Below are 19,462 nucleotides of genomic sequence, written 5' to 3'. Positions count from 1 at the left end.
GGGGGGCGGCCAGGGGGGCGGTCAGGGGGCGGCCCGGGGGGCGGTCAGGGGGCGGGGCGGTCAGGGGGCGGTCAGGGCCCGAAGACCTGCTGGACGATGCTCTCGCCGTCGCCGACGATCCTGCGGAAACGGCGAGCCAGCTCGATCGCCTCCTCCTTGGAGCGGACCTCGACCAGCGCGAAGCCGGCCACGGCCTCCTTCGCCTCGGTGTACGGCCCGTCGGTGACGGTGATCTCGTCGCCGGAGGAGACCAGGCGGACGCCGCCCGGCTCCAGGCCGCCGGTCGCCAGCAGCACGCCGGCCGCGGTCAGCTCCTCGATGAACGCGCCCATCTCGGCGAAGAGCTTCTCGTCGGGGGCCGCGTCGGTCGGCTTGGTGGTCATCAGGAAGCGCATGGGGTCTCTCCTCGGTCCGGCGGGGCCTGCGGCGCCGCGATCTTGTTCTGCCACCACGTCGAACGAGGCGATGTGACAGGGAACAGCCTCCGTTCCCTGTCACATCGGCGAGTCGACGTGGTGGCAGAACAGCTCGGCACCCACCGCCCGGAGGAACCGCCATGACCGCCGCACCCACCGTCGCACCCGTCCGTACCGACCACGCCGCCGGCGCCGACCGCACCCGCGGCGCGGCCGGCGGCGCTCCGGGTGTCCGCGCCCTGCTGCTCTGCGGAGCGGTCGCCGGCCCGCTCTGGGCCGCGGTCGCACTGACCCAGGCCGCCACCCGCACGGGATTCGACCTCACCCGCCACCCGCTGAGCGCTTTGAGCAACGGCGGCCTCGGCTGGCTGCAGATCACGAACTTCCTGATCGCCGGCGCCCTGACCGTCGCCGGGGCGGCCGGACTGCGCCGCACCCTCGCGGGCAAGCCCGGCGGCCGCTGGGCACCCCGCCTCGTCCGTACCTACGGCCTGGGCGTGATCGCCGCCGGCGCGCTCGTCATGGATCCGGCCGGCGGATTCCCGGTGGGCACGCCCGACAGCATGCCGCCGAGCCTGAGTTGGCACGCCGTCGGACACCTGCTGGCCGGCACGGTCTCCTTCACCGCCCTGATCGCCGCCTGCTACGTGCTCGGCCGCCACTTCGCCCGCACCGGCAGCCGCGGCCGCGCCGTGGCCTCCCGCGCCGCCGGCACCGCCCTGCTGATCGGTGACGGGTGGGCCATGACCGGCGGCCCGGCCGGCTCGCTCACCCTGGCGATCGGCGCCATCACCGCGATGGTCTGGGTCTCCGCCGTCGCCGCGGACCGCCTCCGCTGACCGCCCCCGCACCGACCGACCCTGCCACGGCACCCGCCGCCGCCCCCGCACCCGCATCCGCACCCGCACCCGCACCCGCACCCGCACCCGAAGGACGATCGACATGCCCACCACCACCGTCGCCCAGTACCTGGACTCCCTGCCCGCCGCCCAGCGCGACATCGCCGACCTGCTCCTGCCGCTCGTCGAGGCGGCCCTGCCCGGCGCCGGCGCCGTCTGGCACGGCCACCCCGTGTGGAGCCTGGGAGCCGCCCCGGGCAAGAACCCGGTCTGCTTCGTCAAGTCGTACGGCAGCCACCTGACCTTCGGCTTCTGGTGCGGCCAGGAGATCGCCGACCCCTCCGGCCGGCTCGCGCCCGGCTCGCGGACCATGGCCTCGGTCAAGCTCCGAGCCGCCGACGAGGTCGACGCGGAGCTGTTCGCCGGCTGGCTGTCCCGGGCCCGCAGCCTGGAGCGGACCGCCGCCTGAGTCCCGCGCGGGATCCACCCGGTGCGCCGGGCGGACGGCGCAACCGCACCCCGGCGCGCCGCCTCCGCCCGGCGCAGTCGCGTCCCCGGCCACGGGCGCCGGCACCGTGACCTGGTGTCATCCCCGCTGCGCCGAGCGGCGACACACCGGCGGCCGGCGGGACGCCCCGCAGGCCGGGCCACGCACTACGGTGGCGCCATGGCCGCCGAACGAGACCTCTCCGCCCTGCTCGCCGGGCTGCACCCCGCGCTGAACCCGGGACGGTACGTGTACTGCACCCTGCCCGGCAGGGTGCCGCCCGGTCTGCGCCCGGTGGTCACCGTCGCCGAGGAGGAGGGCGTCACGGTCGTGGTGCCGCAGGAGGAGGCGGACTCGCTCGGACTGCACTACGAGTTCGTCGCCGGCTGGATCACCCTGCGGGTCCACTCCGCGCTGGAGGCGGTCGGCCTCACCGCCGCGGTCGCCACCGCGCTCGCCGAGCACGGCATCAGCTGCAACGTCGCCGCCGGCTTCCACCACGACCACCTGTTCGTGCCGGCCGCCGACGCCGAGCGGGCGGTGCGCGCCCTGGAGAAGCTGTCGGCCGGTCAGGGGTAGTACCGGGCCGGGGAACCGGTGACCGGGGAGCGGACGCCCGTACGCGGGTAGGTACCACCCGTACGACCTGATCCGCTCCACCGGGAACGGAGGACGCACGTGACCACCACCCCCTGGACACCCGCGGCCGCGGCCGCCCTCGCCGACGCCCTCGACCACGCCGTCCTGGACCGCGGTGTCCCCGGCGGCGTGCTCGTCCTCGGCACCGCCGACAGCACGGAGGCGGCGGGCCGCACCGTGGCCGCCCGCGGCGCCGTCGCCCCCGAGTGCGGTCCGGCCGCACCCGACGACCGCACCCGCTACGACCTCGCCTCACTCACCAAGATCGCCGCCACCTGGGCGCTCACCGGCCGCGCCCTGGCCGCCGGCCTGCTCGACCTGGACGAGCCGCTGCGCGCCCGCTTCCCGCAACTCCCCTCTCCCGGAGGATGGCTGACCGCGCGGCAGTTGCTCGCGCACAGCGCCGGCCTGCAGCCCGAGACCCGGCTGGACCGCTACCTGCACCTCGACCGCCCGCTCGCCGAACTCCTCTGCGCCGAACAGCTGGTGGCCACTCCCGGCACCGAACACCGCTACATCAACCGCGGCTACGTACTGCTCGGGCTGCTGCTCGCCGACGCCCACGGCAGCCCGCTGGACGCCCTCGGCGACCGCTACTGGCGTGAACTGGGCATGCACCGGACCGAGTTCGGCCCGCTGCGCCGCTCGCCCGAGGTGGCGCCGACCGAACAGCGGCTGCGCGGCGCACCGCGCACCTGGGGCATCCCGCACGACCCCAACGCGGCCCTGCTGAACGGGATCGCCGGCCACGCCGGGGTGTTCTCCACCGCCGCCGACCTCGCCGTCTTCGCCGAGCACCTGCTGACCGCGGGCGACCCGTGGCTCACCGCCAGCCTGCGGCCGCAGATCGCCGTCGAGGCCGGCCGCTCGCGCGGGCTGGGCTGGCTGGTCACCGACACCGGCGCCGCCTACCACCACGGCTACACCGGCACCAGCCTCTACCTCTCCCCCGGGCTCGGCCGCTACGCCGTCCTGCTCACCAATGCGGTGTACCACGGCTTCAGCGGCAGCCGGCTGACCCCGCTGCGCGACCGCATCCTCGCCGCGGTCACCGCGCCCTGAGCCGGACGCGCCGTACGCCGGGAACGCGGTGCCCGCACCGGCACACGGCCGGTGCGGGCACCACGGGCGGGCCGGTGGGGCGACCCGCCCCCGACGGCTCAGCCGCAGCCCACCCAGGTGGCGTGGGCCGGGTCGAGCGCGTTGGTCACGTGGTGCAGCGAGGTCGGGTCGAAGGCGATCAGGACGTGCTCCGAGAGGTCGATCAGGCAGCTGTCCTGGATGGTGATGTTGTCGACGTTCGGCCCGCTGAGGAACTGCGTCCGGTACGGGGTGACCACCTCGTCGAAGACGGTGGAGATCACCGTGTAGTGCACCCCGGGCACGGTGTCCGGCAGCGAGGAGAGCTTCTGGTTGAACGCCGAGCCGACCACCTGGTCCCTGCAGGCCGGGCAGGCGGTGTAGATCAGGTCGGCGACCCCGGGCAGGTACGGGGCGAGGTTGGCGATGCCGGAGAGCGTGGTGCCGTGGTTCGACGGTGCGAGCGCCACCAGCTTGTCGACCTTGGCCGCTCCGCCGAGGAACTTCAGGTAGTAGTTCGGGATCATGCCGCCCTGCGAGTGGCCGACGATGTCGACCTTGGCCGCTCCGGTGTACGACCTCACCAGGTCCACGAACCTTCCGAGTTGGGCCGCGGACTCGGCGGCCGGGCCGAGCCCGCCGATCGGCAGCAGCACGCCGCTGCCGGAGGAGGTGACGCCGGGGACGGTGCCGTAGTCGAGGGCGAAGACGCAGTAGCCCTTGCTCTTCAGCAGCGGCGAGAGGACCAGCCAGTTCTCGAACCGGTTGGCGAAGGTGCCGTGCACCAGGACGACCGGGTTGGGGTGGGCCGCCGTGGGGCGGCAGTTCCAGTCGTTGGCGCCGGGCGGGGAGGCGACGGTGTCGCCGTCGGGCGGGGCCGCAGCGGCGGGTGCGGTCTCGGCGGCGACGGCGGCGGACGCTCCTCCGCCGAGCAGGGCGGCGGCCAGCAGGGCGGAGCCGAGGGCGCCGACGAGCCTGCGGCGGAAGGTTCTTGCGGAGAAGCGGAGAAGTGGGGTTCTCAACTGTTGCCTCCACACCAGAAGTTTGTTACCAACAGGTAACCGGGAGTGCCTCCATGATGGGGTCGCCGCACCGGACCGGCCCTCGGGCGTTCCCCAGACCTGGACGGTGATTTCTGTGAGCAGTCACAACGCCCCGGCGCAGGTCACGGGGTGGCACGTCCCGACGATCGGCGGCGTCCCCGCGGACCAGCGGCTGCTGGCCGCCCTGCCGGAACTCGTCCGGGCGGTGCTCGCGGCGCTGCTCGACGCCCTGCCCACCTACCGGCGGCTGCCCCGCGAGCAGGTCGACGGCGAACTCGCCCGCACCACCGAGCGCCGCGTCCGCGCCCTCGCCCGGACCGTCCGCACCGGAGAGCCCGCCCCGGACGAGGAGTTCACCACCGTCCGCCAGACGGCCGCCCGTCGCGCCGAGGAGGGGCTGCCGCTGGACGCCGTCCTGCTCGCCCACCACATCGGCCTGGAGGTCTGCTGGGAGTGGATGACCCGGCAGGCCGGCGACGGCGACACCCCCGGGCTGCTCACGCTCCACCGGCTCCTGCTCGACCATCTCCGCCAGGTCACCGCCGCGGCCGGCGCGGGCTACTTCGAGGAACGCCGCACCATGGTCGACGAGCGGCACGCCGCCCGGAACGCCCTGCTCGGCGCCCTGCTCGACGGCACCCCCGCCGACGAGGCCGCCGCCCGCGCCGGCCTGCGGCTGGCACCCGGGTACGCGGTCCTCGTCCTCGCCGTCGCCGACCACCCCGACGAGCACGCCGACGGCGTCGACCGGACGGTGGCCGGCCGCCGCAAACTCCGCCGCCTGCGCGCCGAACTCGACCACCGCACACGCCATTCGGCCCTCTCGGTACTCGCCGCCGACGGCGGCCTGGTGCTCGTCCCGCTCGGCACCCGGCCGGCCGACCTGCCCGCCGCCGACTGGCACCGCCTCGCGGACACCGTCGCCGCGACCGCGCGGGCCGCGGGCGCCCCGGTGCTCGCCGCGGGCGCAGCCGCGGAGCCGTCAGGTGTCGCGGCCGCCGCCGCCCTCGCCTACGAAGTCCTGGACGTGGCCCGCGCCTTCGGCCGCCCGCCCGGCCTCTACCGGCTGGACGACCTGCTGCTGGAGTACCAGCTCAGCCGCCCCGGCCACGCCAGACCCCGGCTCGCCGCCCTGATCGAACCCCTCCACGGGGCGGGTGAGTTGCTCACCACCCTGCGCACCCACCTGGCCGGTGGCCTCAACCGCCGGCACACCGCGAACGCGCTCCACCTCCACCCCAACACCGTCGACTACCGCCTGCGCCGCATCGCCGCCCTCACCGGCCTCGACCCGGCCCGCCCCGCCGACCTCCTGCGCATCACCGCCGCCGTCGCCGCCCACGACGCCGAACGGGCGTGACCCCCGGACGGCCTCCGCCGGTCACGGCTTCGTCATCGCCTTGCTCCACCAGCTGTGGCGCTGGGCAGGGTGCCGGCACAGCACCAGCAGAGGGGGGCACATGGGCTTCATCAACCAGGCCAAGGGGACCACCGCGGGCAAGGAGTCGGCCGATGCCTACATCCGCGGCGACTCCGTCTTCGTCCGGAACGCCATCGAGGCCGACAAGAACAGCCTCCCCACTGGACCGATGGTTGGCACGGCCGAGCAGATCCGGGCCATCGAGGCCGCCGGCTGGACCCTCGCCAACCTCGCCGTCGGCGAGGGCAAGACACCCGGCGGGGAGCGCATCGCCCTTGCCATGCTGTTCCGTCGCAGGGCCTGAGCGACGTGGCGGGAGGCGAGGTCATGGCCGCGCCTTCCACCACTGCCGTTCTCAAGGGCGCGATCGCCCGGAACGACGGCCGCCGGCACCTGCCTCACACGCGCTCCGGGTCCGCGTCGGCCGCCGCGGGCTCCTCGGACTCCCAGCGCAGCAGGTCGCCCGGCTGGCACACGAGCACCTCGCAGAGCGCGGCGAGCGTGGCGAAGCGAACCGCCTTGGCCCGGCCGTTCTTGAGCACCGCGAGGTTGGCGGGCGTGATCCCCACGCGGTCCGCGAGCTCGCCCACGGACATCTTCCGCCTGGCCAGCATCACGTCGATGTCGACGACGATGGGCATCAGATCACCTCGTCCAGCTCGGCCTTCAGCTGCGTCGCCTCGACGTCTCGCGCGACGGCCTGGGCGAGCAGCATCCGCAGCACGAGCACGATGAGCGCGACGCCCAGGATCGCCACGCCGATCCCGGCCATGATGACGGTGACGCCCGGATCCTCCCGCTGGCCCGGTGCGTTGATCGCCGTGACCGCGAACCAGACGAGGGCGGCCGCCACGATCGCACCGATCACGCCGTCCACGTAGCGGAAGGCGGCGTGGGAGAACACCGTCCCGCGGCGCACCATCGCCACCAGGCGCCACACGCAGACCAGGGCGACCTGGGCCGTCATCAGGCCCAGGATCGTGACCACGCGAAACGCGGTCAACGGCAGCGTCCCGCCCTCCGGGTCGTTCCCGCTCACCAGCACCCACACCATCAGGACCTGCACGAGCACGGTGCCCGCGAACACCACCGCGAGCACAGCGCGCAGCGCACCCACTGTCAGCTTTCCCACTGCCCATCCTCCCATCGAATCGCGATGGGAATCTATCGATTATCGATAGGGTGAGCAAGGGGGCGGAGGCAGATCGGCCGGGCAGGTCATCACGATGGCGTCCGGCCTGCCGGCGGCCGCACCCGCCGCCCACCGCAGGCCCGGCCGACCCCTCGCCGCACCCGCCCGCCGGCCGACCGGCACGTGCCGACGCGGAATCCACGGCCCCGAACGGCCCATTCAGTGCAATTGCACCGATAACCCCAGGGTGCCACGGAACCACCTGTGGAATTCGAAGCCGCGACCACGCATTGCGGGCCCTCAAGTGATCACGTCGACCGCCGGCGCCATCAGTCAGTCGGATTGTCCGAGTTAGCGTTTGCGTGCTGCAACCTAGTGAAAACGTAGAATTCTGCAGCTTGAACTTCGCCGGAGTTCCGAAGAGGCTGATGGATGACATCCGGTGAAGTGGTCGCGCACACGACGAGGAGCACCGCGGCAGTCGGGCAAGGCGGCGGCGCGTGCCCGACAGTCGACGGATCGGCTGCCCCACCGGGCACGTGGGAGCGGCGCGCACTCGGCCCGAACGCTGCCCGGGCGGCGCCGGTCACACCAGGACGCCACGCGGACAAATGGAAGGTGAGTTTGTGACTCAGGTAATCGTGGTCGGCGGCGGGCCGGCTGGTTCGACCGCTGCCGCGCTGCTGGCCAGGGCGGGAATATCGGTCACCCTGCTGGAGAGGGCCACATTCCCGCGGTACCACATCGGGGAATCCTTCTCGACTTCCTGCCGCGTGGTCCTCGACTATCTCGGAGCGCTCGAAAAGGTCGACGCCCGAGGCTACACGTCGAAGACGGGCCTGCTGGTGCGATGGGGGCAGGAGAAGGACTGGTCCATCGACTGGACCGCCCAGTTCGGCCCCGACGTACGGTCCTGGCAGGTGGACCGCGACGATTTCGACACCGTGCTGCTCGACCACGCGAGCGAGAGCGGCGTCCAGGTCGTGCAGGGGGCTCATGTCCACCGGGTCCTCTTCGACGGTGACCGCGCGACCGGTGTGGAGTGGACAGCGCCCGGCGAAACGGCCAAGCAGATCTCACGGGCCGACTTCGTCCTCGACGCCTCCGGCCGGGCCGGCCTCATCAGTGCTCAGCACTTCAACAACCGGCGCCCTCAGGAGATCTTCCGCAATGTGGCGATCTGGGGGTATTGGGAGGGCGGTGAACTCCTGCCCGGCAGCCCGTCCGGCGGCATCAACGTCATCTCCTCGGACGACGGCTGGTACTGGGTCATCCCGCTGCGGGACAACCGCTTCAGCGTCGGGTTCGTCACCCACAAGTCGCTCTTCGTCGAGCGCCGCAAGGAGTTCGACTCGATCGAGGACATGCTCCTGAAGGTGGTCGACGAGTCGCCCGCCGTACGGGAGATCCTGGCCAAGGGCACCTTCCAGCCCGGAACCCGGGTGGAGCAGGACTTCTCGTACGCCGCCGACAGCTTCTGCGGCCCCGGCCACTTCCTGCTGGGAGACGCGGCGTGCTTCCTCGATCCGCTGCTCTCCACCGGTGTTCACCTCGGGATGTACAGCGGACTGCTCGCGGCGGCCTCGGTCGTGGCGATCACCGACGGCGACGTCAGCGAGCACGAGGCGCTCGCCTTCTACGAGTCGTTGTTCCGCAACGCGTACCAGCGCCTCTTCACCCTTGTCGCCGGCTTCTACCAGAAGCACGCCGGCAAGGACCGCTACTTCGCGCTGGCCGAGACCCTGGCCCGGCAGGAGCCGGAGCACTGGCACTCCTCGGAACAGTCGTTCGGTGAGATCACCGCGGGCCTGACCGACATGCGTGAAGCTGCGGACGCAGCGGCCCGGGGCCGGAAGCCGATCCAGGAGATCATCGAGAAGGCGGCGACCGGAGAGCCCTCACCGGTGCAGCAGCTGCTCATCGCCGCGGCGGTGGCGCAGGCGCGGGCCCAGGGTGACACCGAACCCGGCGCGCGTCTCACCGCGGCACCGGGCGTCATCGACGCCAATGACCTCTACGACGCCGTGAGCGGCCTGCACCTGGTCATGCAGCCACGGCTGGGGATACGGTCCGTGGCTTCCCAGAAGCAGGGTCACGACGCGGCGCCGGTGCTTCCGTAGTCGCCCACCGGACGCGTCCCCGGCGGTAGGCGGGGCGTCGACACGGTGGTCGACCGCTCCGCGCCGGTGGCCCGCCCACGGTCCACCGGCCGCCGGTGGCGCTCCGACGCCGGCACGTACACCTGCGCCTCGATCGACCGACTGCCCTCTGCGCCAGCTGCTCTCGGCGCAGGGGGCAGCGCGGGGACCGGGCCAGCCGCGGGCATCGTCCGGACTGCCCGGCCGTCAGCTCCGACCCCAGATCGGCCGGCCGTCCGTCGGCGCCGTGCCCGCCCGAATGAGCCGTGCACGGGGACCCGAGCGCGCAGCGGCGTCCCTCCCGCGCTCGCCACGAGGCCCGGATCGCGACGCCCCAAGGGCGCACCCGTGTGTTCGGGCGCCGCCGGTGCGGGGGCGCATCATCCTGACGACCGCTCAAGAGGAGCCAGCAGACCGTGACCAGTTTCCAAGTCCAATTGGTCTTCATCGATCTGGCACTGATCTTCGGCCTCGCACGAGGCCTCGGCCGTCTCGCGGCACTGGTGCGGCAGCCGCCCGTGGTCGGCGAGATCATCGCGGGAGTGCTGCTCGGCCCGACGCTGTTCCACGGCCAGATCGCTGCCAGGCTCTTTCCGGCCGACATCCGGCCGCTGCTGACCGGAGTGTCCTACGTCGGCGTCGCCCTCTTCATGTTCCTCGTCGGCATGGAACTCGACGCCGGTAGCCTCCGCGGCAGGGGCAGGATCACCGCCGGAGCCGTCGTGGGGTCCACCGTGGTCCCCTTCGTCCTGGGGACAGTCCTGGCGCTCACCGCACTCCGCTCCCACCAGGGGCAGCACGGCGCCGCATTCGCGGTCTTCATCGGCCTTTCGGTGTCGGTCACCGCGTTCCCCGTCCTGGCCCGCATCCTTGCCGACCGGGGCCTGGCCAGGACGGCGCTCGGAGGCATCGCCCTGTCCACGGCGGCGGCGGTCGACGTCCTGGCGTGGGTGGCACTGGCCGCTGTCCAGGCGGTGGTGAGCGGCGGCAGCAACCACTGGCGCGTGCTGCTCTTCCTGCCCTACGTACTGGCGATGTTCCTGGTGGTCAGGCCCCTGCTGCGCCGCCTGCCCGGGCCCGTGCCCTTCGTCGCCGCGGTGGCCGGGACCCTGCTCTCGGCCGCGGCCACCGAGGCGATGGGCATGCACTTCATCTTCGGCGCCTTCCTCTTCGGCACGGTGATTCCGCGCAGCAGCACGCCCGCACCGCGCGTCGCGCTCCACGAGCGCACCAGCCAGATCACCGCGCTGCTGATGCCCGTCTACTTCGTGGTCGCCGGCCTTCAGGTCGACCTGGGCAGTCTGGACCTCGCTCAGGTCGCGAGTCTCTGCCTCATCCTCCTCACCGCCTTCCTGGGCAAGATCGGCGGCACCTACCTGGGCGTGCGCACCCAGAACCTGGCGCCGCGGCCCGCCGCCGCCCTCGCCGTCCTGATGAACACCCGGGGCCTCACCGAGCTGGTGATCCTGGGCGTCGGCCTCCAGCTCGGACTGCTCGACCGGAACCTCTACTCCCTGATGGTCGTCATGGCGCTGGTGACCACGGCCGCGACCGGCCCGCTGATCGCCCGCCTCTACGCAGGCCCTCTGGAGATCCCGGTCCCAGCCGCTCCGGCCAGCAGCCCGCGGGATGAGCTGCAGCCGCTGCGCCAGAGGCGTTGATCACCCGCTCACGGCAGATGGGGACGGGTCGACGGCGACGGGTTCGGCACCGCGCCCGGGCGGCGTGCACCACGCCTCGTCCTCGTCGGGGCCGAGCCGGCCGGGGCGCTTCCGGACGGCGCGGCCGTCGATGTGGCGGACAGGACCGGGGCGGCGTCCGCCAGCTCCCCGGCCGGGCAGGGATCAGCGAGATACACCTGGGCGCCGTCCCCGCACACGGCGGCGAGCAGCCCTGCACGCCGGCCCCCTCCCCCGCACCGTCGGCCGGGAAGTGCGCGAGCACGTTCCCCGGGTAGGCGCCGGGTCCGACCCGTCACCATCCGGCGTGGCCGCCGAGAACCGACGGGTGGTCACCGCCCCCGGACCTCCGCCGACGTGCCCGGGCCGGCCCGTCGACCGATGTCGAAGGTCGAGCGACCCGCGCTCTCGGCCCTTGCCTGCGCCGCAGACCGCGACCGGTCAGACGAGGCGGGCGAGGCTGGCTGCGATGCTGTCCAGCACTCGGGCGAGGCCGTACTGGAAGCGTTCGTCCGGCTCCATGTGCGGAGTCATGGTCTCGGTGAGTACCCGGGTGAACATCGGGTACTCACCGGTGGCAACCAGTTGTTGCGCATACGGCCTGCTCTGCCGCATCCACTCCGCCATGTCCACCTTGGTCCTGCGCGTTTCCTCCAGCCAGCCGACTTCGTTGCGGACGAAGCTCTCCACGTAGCTGTTGTACAGGCCGATGAGGCTGAGCAGCTCGTCGACCTGAAGGTCGAACTCGGCGAGCGTGCCGAGCACGAACTCCTGCTGGCGCAGCGAGTTGGGCCCCCAGATCGGGTGGCCGTGCGTCCACGCGGTGGCGAGCCAGGGGTGGCGGAGCCACAGGGCGCGCTTCTCGTTGGCTGCCGTCACCAGCGAGCCCCGCCAATCGGGGCCGGGTCGTTCCGGCAGCCGGGTCTCGCCGATCACCTCGTCGACCATCAGCTCGACGAGGTCCTCCTTGCTGGGAACGTAGTAGTAGAGGGACATCGCCCCGGCGCCGATCTCGGCCGCGATCCGACGCATGGAGGCCGCCTCCTGCCCCTCCGCGTCGGCGATCCGGATGGCGGCGCGCACGATCTGGTCGCGGCTGAGCGTCCGCCGCGCCCGCGCGGTCCGCCGGTCCGCCGGCTCCGGACGCATCCAGATGCTCAGGGGTTCGTTCTCGTTCATCGCACGCTCCACTCGCTCTCTGTCGTACAGCGTACCAACTGTGCTACGCTCATTTTTCGTACGGCGTACGAAGATGCTCGGACAAGGATGTGAGGCGCCATGCCAGACGGAGATGTCGTTGCGATCGGGGCTCCCCCCGTGGCGCCGGCCAGGCCGGTGCCGAAGCGCCGCGGTTTCGGCGTGCTGGCCGTGCTGCTCGGCTTGACGCTCTCGATGCTGGACCAGGTCATCGTGGGCACGGCGCTGCCGACGATCGTCGGTGAACTCGGGGGACTCAACGAGCTGTCCTGGGTGGTGACGGCCTATCTGGTGGCCAGCGCGGCGGTGATCCCGATCTGGGGCAAGCTGAGTGACCTCTACGGCCGCCGGGGCGCCTTCCTCACCGCGATCGTGGTCTTCCTGGCCGGTTCCGTGGGCTCGGGCCTGGCGCAGAGCATGACCCAGATCATCGCCTTCCGTGCGCTGCAGGGTCTGGGGTCGGCCGGCCTGATGGTCGGCACCTTCACGCTCATCGGCCACCTGGCGACCGGACCGGCCGACCGGATCAGGATGCAGACCATGATCGGCGTCGTCATGCCGCTCGCCATGGGCACCGGGCCGATGCTCGGCGGTCTGCTCACCGAACACGTCGGCTGGCGCTGGTCGTTCTTCATCAACGTTCCACTGTGCCTGGTCGCGCTCGCGGCCGGCGCCGTCGGCATTCCACGCAGCCCGCGCCGCCCGAAGGTCAGGATCGACCTGCTCGGCAGCGTGCAACTCACCGGCGGCATCGTGGCGCTGACCCTGCTGCTCAGCTGGGCGGGTACCCGGTACGCGTGGGACTCGGCCCCGATCATCGGGTTGGGCGTGACCGCCGTCGTGCTCCTGGCCGCGCTTCCGCTGGTCGAGCGGCGGGCAGTGGAGCCGATCCTGCCGTCGCGGCTCTTCCACACCCGCGACTTCACGCTCGCCCAGGTGCTGGGCCTGCTGGTCGGCGCCGGCCTGCTCGGCGCCCTGGTGTACTTCCCGCAGTACCTGCAGCAGGTGCTGGACGTCTCACCCACCACCAGTGGACTGCTGCTGCTGCCGTTCCTGATCGGCATGATCATCATGGAGCTGGTCGTCGCCCGGCTGGCCGTCCGCACCGGTCCACTGAGGCTCCACTCGGTGGTCGGCGCGATCGTTGCGGTGGTCGGCGTCCTGTTGTTGCTGCTGCTGGGCACGGGGACCGGCCTCGTCGCCGCCACTCTGCTGCCGTTGACGGCCGGGCTCGGCATCGGTGTGCTGATGCAGAGTTCGCTGATCATCTCGTTCGCCTGCCAGACCGATCAGCGCGACCTCGGCGCGGCGAGCGGACTGATCAACCTGTTCCGTGCGATCGGCGGCTCGTTGGGCGTCGCCCTGCTCGGCTCGCTCTACACCAACCGGCTGGAGCACGTCCTCACCGACCGACTCGGCCCCGAGGCTGGCCACGCCCTCGCCGCGGCCAGCGGTCAAAGCACTCCCGCCGAGATCCGCGCCCTGCCCACGCAGGTTCACGAGGCGTTCCAGGCCGCCGTCGTGGCGGGTCTGCACAGCGTGGTCATCGGGATGACCGTGATCGGCGTGCTGGCCCTGGTGACGTCGTTCTTCTTCCGGCGCCGCCTGACCGTGCCCGGCCAGGCGGGCCAGGCGGGCCAGGCCGGAGGAAGCCGCGACCGGAACGACGCGCCGACCGCACCCGACGCCGGGTAGCGGTCGGACACCGGGTCGAGCGCGTACGCCCGCCGCAGATCACGATCTGCGGCGGGCGTACGCGCGTCCTGCCGATGGCGGCGCCGCGGCTGCCCGGCCGACCCGGCTCCGGTGACGGGTGGCGGCCGGCCCGCGGACGGACGCCTGCCGCCGACGGCCGCCCGACCGAATAGCGGAGATTTAGCGAAATCTTAGTCAGTGAGCGCTTGAGTTCTTTCACATCTTCGAAGAGGCTGCTCTGCGGGGTGCGCCGAGCCCTTGTCCAGACGTGCCGAAGAATTGCGGCGCAGAGAAATTCAGGAAGGTTCGGTCCGACCATTGCGGAAGCGGATCGCGGCTGACCGCACAGGCGTACTCGTCCAGAATCGGAGATCACATGAGCACTCGGGCGCGACTGCGTGAAACATGGACGATCACGTCGGGCAGAGCGCCGGACACCGTCGTACGGTGCGGCTCGACCGACACGGTTTACGTCCAGCGCTATGTGGCGGTTGCGTTCTTCTTCGAGCGGACCGTGGACGAGGAGCGCCTGGCGGACGGTCTTCGCCGGGCGCTCGACCTCGTGCCGGTCTACGGGGGGCGTCTCCGCGCCGGCCCCGACGCGCTCGAGATCGTCTGCTCCGACGCCGGAGTGCCCATGACGGTCCTCGATGTCGACGCGTCCCTCAGCGACGCCGTCCTGGAGGCGACACGGCCGGACTGGGGCCTGGTCGACCGGGTCGACGTCATGGGCGAACCCCTGGAACAGCGCCCGCTCCTGACGGTGCGCGTCTGTCGGCTGGCCGACGGCGCCACGACCCTGGGGTGCACCTGGAACCACACGGTCGGCGACATGGGCAGCTTCATGCAGTTCATCCGCGTCTGGTCGGCGCTCGTCGAGGGGACAGCACCGCCAGAGGTGCTCGTGGTTGATGACCGGGAAGGCCACCTGGACCGCATCCTGGCGCAGGAGGGTTCCGGCCATCCGGCCTGTCCGCCGCTGGATCGGGGCGAGCCGGCGGGGCAGGGGCACCGGATGCCCGTCGTGCAGGAGGCCAACGGAACCGTTCAGATCCACTTCGCCGATGACGAAGTGCGCCGGATGCGGCAGCTGTTCGGCGGCCAGTCCCCGCGCCCCCTCTCGTCGAACGACGTGCTCTGCGCGCACCTGGTGACCGCGTTCCGGGACATGGCGGCGGATCCCGTCCCGTGGAACCTCTCGGTGCCCGTCGACCTCCGTCCCCGTCTCGGCGTTCCGACCGGGTTCCTCGGCAATCTCGTCCAGTCCATGTTCCTCCCGTGTCCGCCGACGGGAACGGCTGACGTGCTCGCGGCCCGCATCCGGTCCGGGCTGGACGACTTCATGCAGTCACATCTCTGCATGCGGTCCGACCGCGCCTTCGCCGGACCCGTCGGACGATCCCGCCTCCACCGCTGCGCTCCCGTGGCGTTCGACCCCGCACACCGGACGTTCATCATGACGAACTGGACCCGGATGGGCGTGTACGAGGTCGCGTTCGACGGACAGCGCCCGGCCGTCTTCAGTCCGGTCGTCAGCTCGCGGGCTCCGCTGTCGTGGTTCGGCTTCCTCGACCGAGGGTTCGGCGACGCGGGGTTCCTGCTCACCGCAGTGGTCCCGGAACGGCTCGCCGAACACCTGCGGAGTCCGGAAGGCCGAGCGGCGATCCACCGCTACGGCGACCCGGCAGCGGAGCGTCCGACAGGTTCCGTGCGCGTACCGGACGCCATCTGACGGCGGGCGACGGTCGGACCTAGCGTTCGCGCACCGCAAGCTAGTGAAAACATAGAATTCCTCGACTTGAACTTTGACGGAGTTCCGAAGAGGCTGTTGGACAACATCCGGAAAAATGGTTTCAGTAATGCGAACTGGAGGCGGTCATGGCGGTTGTGACGCCAGACGAAAAGCAGCTCATCAAGGGGATCGTCTGCGACATTCTGGAGCTCGAGAGCGACGAGATCACCGATGACAGCCTGTTCGTCGAGGACCACGACGCCGATTCGATGAGGCTCATCGAGATCCTCTCCTCCCTCGAACTGAATCTCAAGGTGACCATCGAGCAGTCGGAACTCTCCCGGATGGTGAACCTCCAGGGCGTCTACGAGGTCGTCGGGAACACCGCTCGATGAGCAACGTCGACTCGGCGGGTTCCGGCCTCGCCATCGTCGGGTGGGCGGTGACCTCGCCCTTCGGTATCGGCCGGTCGGTGTTCTCCGAAGGACTGGCAGCCGGGCGCTCCACCGAGCGGGCGATCGAGCAGGGGCAGGGGCCGGCCGGGACGGCGTGCCTCGTTCCGGAATTCGACTCGCGGGCCGTCCTGGGGAAGAAGGGCACCCGGATGATGAACCGGGTGACCGGGATGGCGGTCTCGACCATGGGGGACCTGCTCCGGGAGGTGAGCGGCCACCGGCTCGATCCGGACACCACCGGACTGGTCCTCGGGACGACCGTCGGAAGTGCGCAGAGCACCATCGACTTCACGCGCGGCTCGCTCACCGGCGAGCGGCCCTTCCATGTCGAGCCGGGCCTCATCCCCTACGCGGTGATGAACGGGGCGGCCGGACAGTGTGCCATCTGGCACGGGGTCAAGGGACCGAACGCCACTCTGGCCGCCGGCCGCTCGGCCGGCCTGCTCGCACTCAACTACGCCCGCCGACTCCTGCTCACCGGCCGGGCGGGAACCGTACTGTGCGGCGCTGCCGAGGAGTACTCGGTGGCCCGCGCCTGGATCTCCGAGCGCAGCGCCGGAAACGATGCCCCCGGCGCTGTGCTCGGTGAAGGTTGCGCGATGTTCGCGCTGACCGCCGAGCCCACCGACGAGCCGCCGCTCGCCACCTTGCTCGCGGTGAAGGCCATGACCTGCAGTGACGGGGACTGGTATGCGACCATCCGCCGATGCATCGAGCAGACGGTGGCGGCGGCCGGCGTCCAGCCCTGCGACGTGTGGATGGCCAGCCCCTCCGGCGCCGCCGGCGCGGCCGGGCAGGCCGAGCGTGCCGCGCTCGGTGATCTCTTCGAGGTCGGCGACCGGCTGGTCTCCATCACCGAGCTGGTCGGAGAGACTCACGCCGCCTCGGGGGCCTTGCAGCTCGCGGCAGTGCTCGGTCTGGCCGAGCGGAACCCGGAATCCGCCCAGCGGCTGGCCGTGGTCACCTCGACCGACGAGAGCGGCACCGTGGCGGTCTGCCTGCTGCGGCTGTCCTGAACCGTTCCCGCGCCGGTGGCCGGGTCCTGCCGCGGTGTCCTGCTGTATCGCGTAGTTCAGATGCCCGAGGCCCCGGGTCGGGTCAGGCATGGGAGGGTTGAGACGGACATGGGTGATGTGCTTGCCGCGCATGCGCGGCCTGCCAGTGACCGGGTGGTGATCACCGGGCTCGGCGTGTTCTCCAGCATCGGCATCGGTGTGGAGGAATTCGCCGCAGGACTGCAGGAGGGCCGCAACGGCGTCACACCGATCTCGGTGTTCGACACGGCCGGGTTCGCGCACGCCAACGGCTGCGAGGTGCTCGGCTTCAAGCCGGAGGAGTGGCTCGAGCGATGGACCGTGGACGAGCTCGGGCGGACCAGCCAGTTCGCGGTCGCGGCGGCCCGGATGGCGGTGCGCGACGCCGGGCTGACGGACGACGGTCTGCGTGAGCGGCGGGTGCAGATCTCGATCGGCACCACCGACGGCGAGTCGCAGGACCTGGACCAGTTGGCCATGACCTGGGTGGAGTCCGGGCCCCAGAACTGGGATCCGGGGGTGACGCGACGGGTCGGGGCCGGACAGCTGTCGGCGGCGGTCGCCTGGGAGTTGGGGCTGTCGGACGCCGAGGCGCTGACCCTGGCCACGGCGTGTTCGGCGGGGAACTACGCCATCGGCATGGGCTTCGACGCGATCCGGGTCGGCGACGCGGACATCGCCCTGTGCGGTGGGGCCGATGCGATGTGCCGGAAGTCCTTCACGGCGTTCTACCGACTGGGCACCATCGCGCCGGACTTCTGCCGGCCCTTCGACCGGGACCGTCAGGGAATCCTGACCGGCGAGGGCGCCGGCGTACTGGTGCTGGAGCGACTGGACTCCGCCCTCGCCCGCGGGGCACGGATCTACGCCGAGGTACTGGGATACGGCCTGAGTTGCGACGCCTACCACCCGGTGCAGCCCGAGCAGTCGAGCATCGCGCGCTGCATGCGCTCGGCCCTTTCGGACGCCGGTGTTCGGCCCGAGGAGGTGGACCTCGTCTCCGCGCACGGCACCGGGACGAAGACCAATGACGTGACCGAGTCCCGTGCGATACGCGAGGTGTTCTCCGGGATGCCGCCGCGCACCGTCTCGCTGAAGTCGATGCTCGGCCACACCATGGGAGCAGCCAGCGCGCTGGGGGCGATCGCCTGCTCACTGGCCATCACCCACGGGTTCGTCCCGCCGACGATCAACCACCGGGAGACCGATCCCGAGTGCGAGATCGACTGCGTGCCCAACGAGTCCGTCCCCGCCGATCTGCGGGTGGTGCAGAACAACGGCCTGGCCTTCGCGGGCAACAACGCGGTCGTCGTGCTCGGCAAGCATCGGCCTTCGGCGTGATGTCCGCCGACGGGCTTCCGGTCGACTGGTAGAGGAGGGCATGCCCGATGAAGTATTTCGTCCTGGGGAAGACCGGTCTGAGGGTCTCCGAACTCTGTTTCGGTGCGGGCACCTTCGGCGCCGGCGGCTGGGGAGCGCCGAAGGAGGTTGCCGGCCGACTGATCGATCTGTACGCCGAAGCGGGCGGCAACTTCCTGGACACCGCCAATGTGTACGGGGGCGGCCAGTCGGAGACGTACCTCGGTGAACTGCTGGACGGCCGACGGCACGAGTTCGTGCTGGCGACGAAGTACAACGCGATGACCCGACCGGGAGACGTGAACTCGGCAGGCAACCACCGGAAGAACCTGGTCGACTCGCTCGAGGCGAGCCTGCGCCGGCTGAAGACCGACCACGTGGACCTGCTGTGGCTGCACGCGCGTGACGGCTTCACACCCGTCGAGGAGGTCATGCGGGCCCTGGACGACCAGGTGAAGGCCGGAAAGGTGCTCTACGTCGGCGCCTCGAACTGGCCGGCCTGGGAGATCTCCAGGGCCAACATGCTGGCCGACCTCCGCGGCTGGTCGGCCTTCGCGGCGCTCCAGATCCGCTACAACCTGCTCGAACGCACCCCGGAGCGGGATCTCCTTCCGATGGCGCGCGGCTGTGGGGTCAGCTCGCTCGCCTGGGGGCCGCTGGCGGAAGGCCGGTTGACCGGCAAGTACCTGCGAGGCGAGACGGGCCGCCTCAGCGCGGAGAACTGGGCAGGAGACGCGCAGCGCGACGACGAGATCGTCCGCGAGGTCGTCAAGATCGCCGCCGAGGGCGGGTGGACGCCCGCCCAGGTCTCGCTCGCCTGGCTGCGCAGTCGTCCGGGAGCGGTGCATCCGATCCTCGGCGCGACCACCGAGGACCAGTTGCGCGACAACCTCGCGTGCCTGGACGTCCGGCTGGGCGAGGCGGAACTCGCCCGCCTCGACGAGATGAGCCGGGTCGACCTCGGGGCCCCTCACGAACAGCTGCGCCTCCCCAAGTTCACCACGTCCTGCTACGGCGATCGGTGGCGGGACATCGCCGATCTGCAGGGCCGGGGGCTGGCCGATCTCCGCTGAGGAGCAGAACGCGAAAGCCGTTCCGGAGGGACGGCCTCCACGGA

The 19,462-nt window shown here is 71.5% G+C and carries 19 protein-coding genes; 14 read left to right on the top strand and 5 right to left on the bottom strand.

Translation table 11 applies throughout. From position 1 onward, the window contains the following. Positions 1 to 71 precede the first annotated feature (71 nt). Positions 72 to 395, bottom strand: coding sequence for a YciI family protein (locus KSNIM_RS26625; RefSeq protein ID WP_263105657.1), 324 nt, complete (start codon positions 393 to 395; stop codon positions 72 to 74). 161 nt (positions 396 to 556) lie between these two features. Between KSNIM_RS26625 and KSNIM_RS26620 the strand changes: the two genes are divergently transcribed. From KSNIM_RS26620 to KSNIM_RS26605, 4 genes are all read left to right on the top strand, one after another. After that, entirely contained in the window at positions 557 to 1,255 is a 699-nt protein-coding gene (locus KSNIM_RS26620; protein ID WP_263105656.1) for a DUF998 domain-containing protein, read from the top strand. Positions 1,256 to 1,358: 103 nt separating this feature from the next. Next, positions 1,359 to 1,724, top strand: a complete 366-nt coding sequence (locus KSNIM_RS26615; protein WP_263105655.1) for a DUF1801 domain-containing protein — start codon at positions 1,359 to 1,361, stop codon at positions 1,722 to 1,724. A gap of 198 nt (positions 1,725 to 1,922) precedes the next feature. Continuing rightward, positions 1,923 to 2,321, top strand: coding sequence for an ACT domain-containing protein (locus KSNIM_RS26610; RefSeq protein WP_263105654.1), 399 nt, complete (start codon positions 1,923 to 1,925; stop codon positions 2,319 to 2,321). A 99-nt stretch (positions 2,322 to 2,420) separates the two neighbouring features. Beyond that, positions 2,421 to 3,443: a serine hydrolase domain-containing protein gene (locus KSNIM_RS26605; protein ID WP_263105653.1), complete on the top strand. Its 1,023-nt coding sequence runs from the start codon at positions 2,421 to 2,423 to the stop codon at positions 3,441 to 3,443. A gap of 98 nt (positions 3,444 to 3,541) precedes the next feature. Here KSNIM_RS26605 and KSNIM_RS26600 read toward each other — a convergent pair whose 3' ends face one another. After that, the gene (locus tag KSNIM_RS26600; protein WP_263108121.1) at positions 3,542 to 4,411 is read right to left on the bottom strand and encodes an esterase/lipase family protein; all 870 of its coding nucleotides are present in this window, start codon (positions 4,409 to 4,411) and stop codon (positions 3,542 to 3,544) included. Positions 4,412 to 4,598: 187 nt separating this feature from the next. On the opposite strand from KSNIM_RS26600, the gene KSNIM_RS26595 reads away from it, so the two are divergent. Both KSNIM_RS26595 and KSNIM_RS26590 read left to right on the top strand, forming a co-directional pair. Next, the gene (locus KSNIM_RS26595) at positions 4,599 to 5,864 is read left to right on the top strand and encodes a PucR family transcriptional regulator (protein WP_263105652.1); all 1,266 of its coding nucleotides are present in this window, start codon (positions 4,599 to 4,601) and stop codon (positions 5,862 to 5,864) included. A gap of 100 nt (positions 5,865 to 5,964) precedes the next feature. Continuing rightward, complete coding sequence (locus KSNIM_RS26590; protein WP_263105651.1) at positions 5,965 to 6,228, top strand: hypothetical protein; 264 nt, start codon at positions 5,965 to 5,967, stop codon at positions 6,226 to 6,228. A 94-nt stretch (positions 6,229 to 6,322) separates the two neighbouring features. On the opposite strand, the gene KSNIM_RS26585 is transcribed toward KSNIM_RS26590, so the two are convergent. Both KSNIM_RS26585 and KSNIM_RS26580 read right to left on the bottom strand, forming a co-directional pair. Next, positions 6,323 to 6,565 (bottom strand): helix-turn-helix domain-containing protein, encoded by a 243-nt coding sequence (locus KSNIM_RS26585; RefSeq protein WP_263105650.1) that lies wholly within the window; start codon positions 6,563 to 6,565, stop codon positions 6,323 to 6,325. Continuing rightward, complete coding sequence (locus KSNIM_RS26580; protein ID WP_263105649.1) at positions 6,565 to 7,056, bottom strand: DUF2975 domain-containing protein; 492 nt, start codon at positions 7,054 to 7,056, stop codon at positions 6,565 to 6,567. Before KSNIM_RS26580 ends, KSNIM_RS26585 begins: the two co-directional genes overlap by 1 nt. A 626-nt stretch (positions 7,057 to 7,682) precedes the next feature. Here KSNIM_RS26580 and KSNIM_RS26575 point away from each other — a divergent pair. Next, positions 7,683 to 9,176, top strand: a complete 1,494-nt coding sequence (locus KSNIM_RS26575; protein ID WP_263105648.1) for an NAD(P)/FAD-dependent oxidoreductase — start codon at positions 7,683 to 7,685, stop codon at positions 9,174 to 9,176. Positions 9,177 to 9,610: 434 nt separating this feature from the next. Further along, positions 9,611 to 10,855, top strand: a complete 1,245-nt coding sequence (locus KSNIM_RS26570) for a cation:proton antiporter (RefSeq protein ID WP_263105647.1) — start codon at positions 9,611 to 9,613, stop codon at positions 10,853 to 10,855. A gap of 459 nt (positions 10,856 to 11,314) precedes the next feature. Here the strand turns inward: KSNIM_RS26570 and KSNIM_RS26565 are convergent, their stop codons facing one another. Further along, on the bottom strand, positions 11,315 to 12,052 hold the full coding sequence (locus KSNIM_RS26565; protein ID WP_263105646.1) for a TetR/AcrR family transcriptional regulator: 738 nt from the start codon (positions 12,050 to 12,052) through the stop codon (positions 11,315 to 11,317). A 99-nt stretch (positions 12,053 to 12,151) separates the two neighbouring features. Between KSNIM_RS26565 and KSNIM_RS26560 the strand changes: the two genes are divergently transcribed. From KSNIM_RS26560 to KSNIM_RS26535, 6 genes are all read left to right on the top strand, one after another. Next, entirely contained in the window at positions 12,152 to 13,765 is a 1,614-nt protein-coding gene (locus tag KSNIM_RS26560) for a DHA2 family efflux MFS transporter permease subunit (RefSeq protein ID WP_263105645.1), read from the top strand. A 376-nt stretch (positions 13,766 to 14,141) separates the two neighbouring features. Further along, on the top strand, positions 14,142 to 15,497 hold the full coding sequence (locus tag KSNIM_RS26555; protein WP_263105644.1) for an acyltransferase: 1,356 nt from the start codon (positions 14,142 to 14,144) through the stop codon (positions 15,495 to 15,497). 146 nt (positions 15,498 to 15,643) lie between these two features. Next, the gene (locus KSNIM_RS26550) at positions 15,644 to 15,892 is read left to right on the top strand and encodes an acyl carrier protein (protein ID WP_263105643.1); all 249 of its coding nucleotides are present in this window, start codon (positions 15,644 to 15,646) and stop codon (positions 15,890 to 15,892) included. Further along, the gene (locus tag KSNIM_RS26545) at positions 15,889 to 16,968 is read left to right on the top strand and encodes a beta-ketoacyl synthase N-terminal-like domain-containing protein (RefSeq protein WP_263105642.1); all 1,080 of its coding nucleotides are present in this window, start codon (positions 15,889 to 15,891) and stop codon (positions 16,966 to 16,968) included. The genes KSNIM_RS26550 and KSNIM_RS26545 overlap by 4 nt, the downstream gene beginning before the upstream one ends. A gap of 108 nt (positions 16,969 to 17,076) precedes the next feature. Continuing rightward, a complete protein-coding gene (locus tag KSNIM_RS26540; RefSeq protein ID WP_263105641.1) occupies positions 17,077 to 18,327 on the top strand; it encodes a beta-ketoacyl-[acyl-carrier-protein] synthase family protein in 1,251 nt (416 codons plus the stop codon). Positions 18,328 to 18,374: 47 nt separating this feature from the next. After that, on the top strand, positions 18,375 to 19,418 hold the full coding sequence (locus KSNIM_RS26535) for an aldo/keto reductase (protein ID WP_263105640.1): 1,044 nt from the start codon (positions 18,375 to 18,377) through the stop codon (positions 19,416 to 19,418). The last annotated feature ends 44 nt before the right edge of the window (positions 19,419 to 19,462 follow it).

This window comes from Kitasatospora sp. DSM 101779, assembly GCF_025655475.1.
Taxonomy (GTDB): domain Bacteria; phylum Actinomycetota; class Actinomycetes; order Streptomycetales; family Streptomycetaceae; genus Kitasatospora.
Note: the sequence above shows the minus strand (reverse complement) of the source record. Positions and strands in the feature narration are given on the sequence as shown.

Bases quoted from the DNA above. Each gene is read 5' to 3' on its own strand.
- KSNIM_RS26545 (WP_263105642.1), top strand. From the start codon at position 15,889: ATGAGCAACGTCGACTCGGCGGGTTCCGGCCTCGCCATCGTCGGGTGG.
- KSNIM_RS26555 (WP_263105644.1), top strand. From the start codon at position 14,142: ATGAGCACTCGGGCGCGACTGCGTGAAACATGGACGATCACGTCGGGC.
- KSNIM_RS26615 (WP_263105655.1), top strand. From the start codon at position 1,359: ATGCCCACCACCACCGTCGCCCAGTACCTGGACTCCCTGCCCGCCGCC.
- KSNIM_RS26535 (WP_263105640.1), top strand. From the start codon at position 18,375: ATGAAGTATTTCGTCCTGGGGAAGACCGGTCTGAGGGTCTCCGAACTC.
- KSNIM_RS26585 (WP_263105650.1), bottom strand. From the start codon at position 6,565: ATGCCCATCGTCGTCGACATCGACGTGATGCTGGCCAGGCGGAAGATG.
- KSNIM_RS26540 (WP_263105641.1), top strand. From the start codon at position 17,077: ATGGGTGATGTGCTTGCCGCGCATGCGCGGCCTGCCAGTGACCGGGTG.
- KSNIM_RS26560 (WP_263105645.1), top strand. From the start codon at position 12,152: ATGCCAGACGGAGATGTCGTTGCGATCGGGGCTCCCCCCGTGGCGCCG.
- KSNIM_RS26565 (WP_263105646.1), bottom strand. From the start codon at position 12,052: ATGAACGAGAACGAACCCCTGAGCATCTGGATGCGTCCGGAGCCGGCG.
- KSNIM_RS26590 (WP_263105651.1), top strand. From the start codon at position 5,965: ATGGGCTTCATCAACCAGGCCAAGGGGACCACCGCGGGCAAGGAGTCG.
- KSNIM_RS26610 (WP_263105654.1), top strand. From the start codon at position 1,923: ATGGCCGCCGAACGAGACCTCTCCGCCCTGCTCGCCGGGCTGCACCCC.
- KSNIM_RS26620 (WP_263105656.1), top strand. From the start codon at position 557: ATGACCGCCGCACCCACCGTCGCACCCGTCCGTACCGACCACGCCGCC.
- KSNIM_RS26625 (WP_263105657.1), bottom strand. From the start codon at position 395: ATGCGCTTCCTGATGACCACCAAGCCGACCGACGCGGCCCCCGACGAG.
- KSNIM_RS26550 (WP_263105643.1), top strand. From the start codon at position 15,644: ATGGCGGTTGTGACGCCAGACGAAAAGCAGCTCATCAAGGGGATCGTC.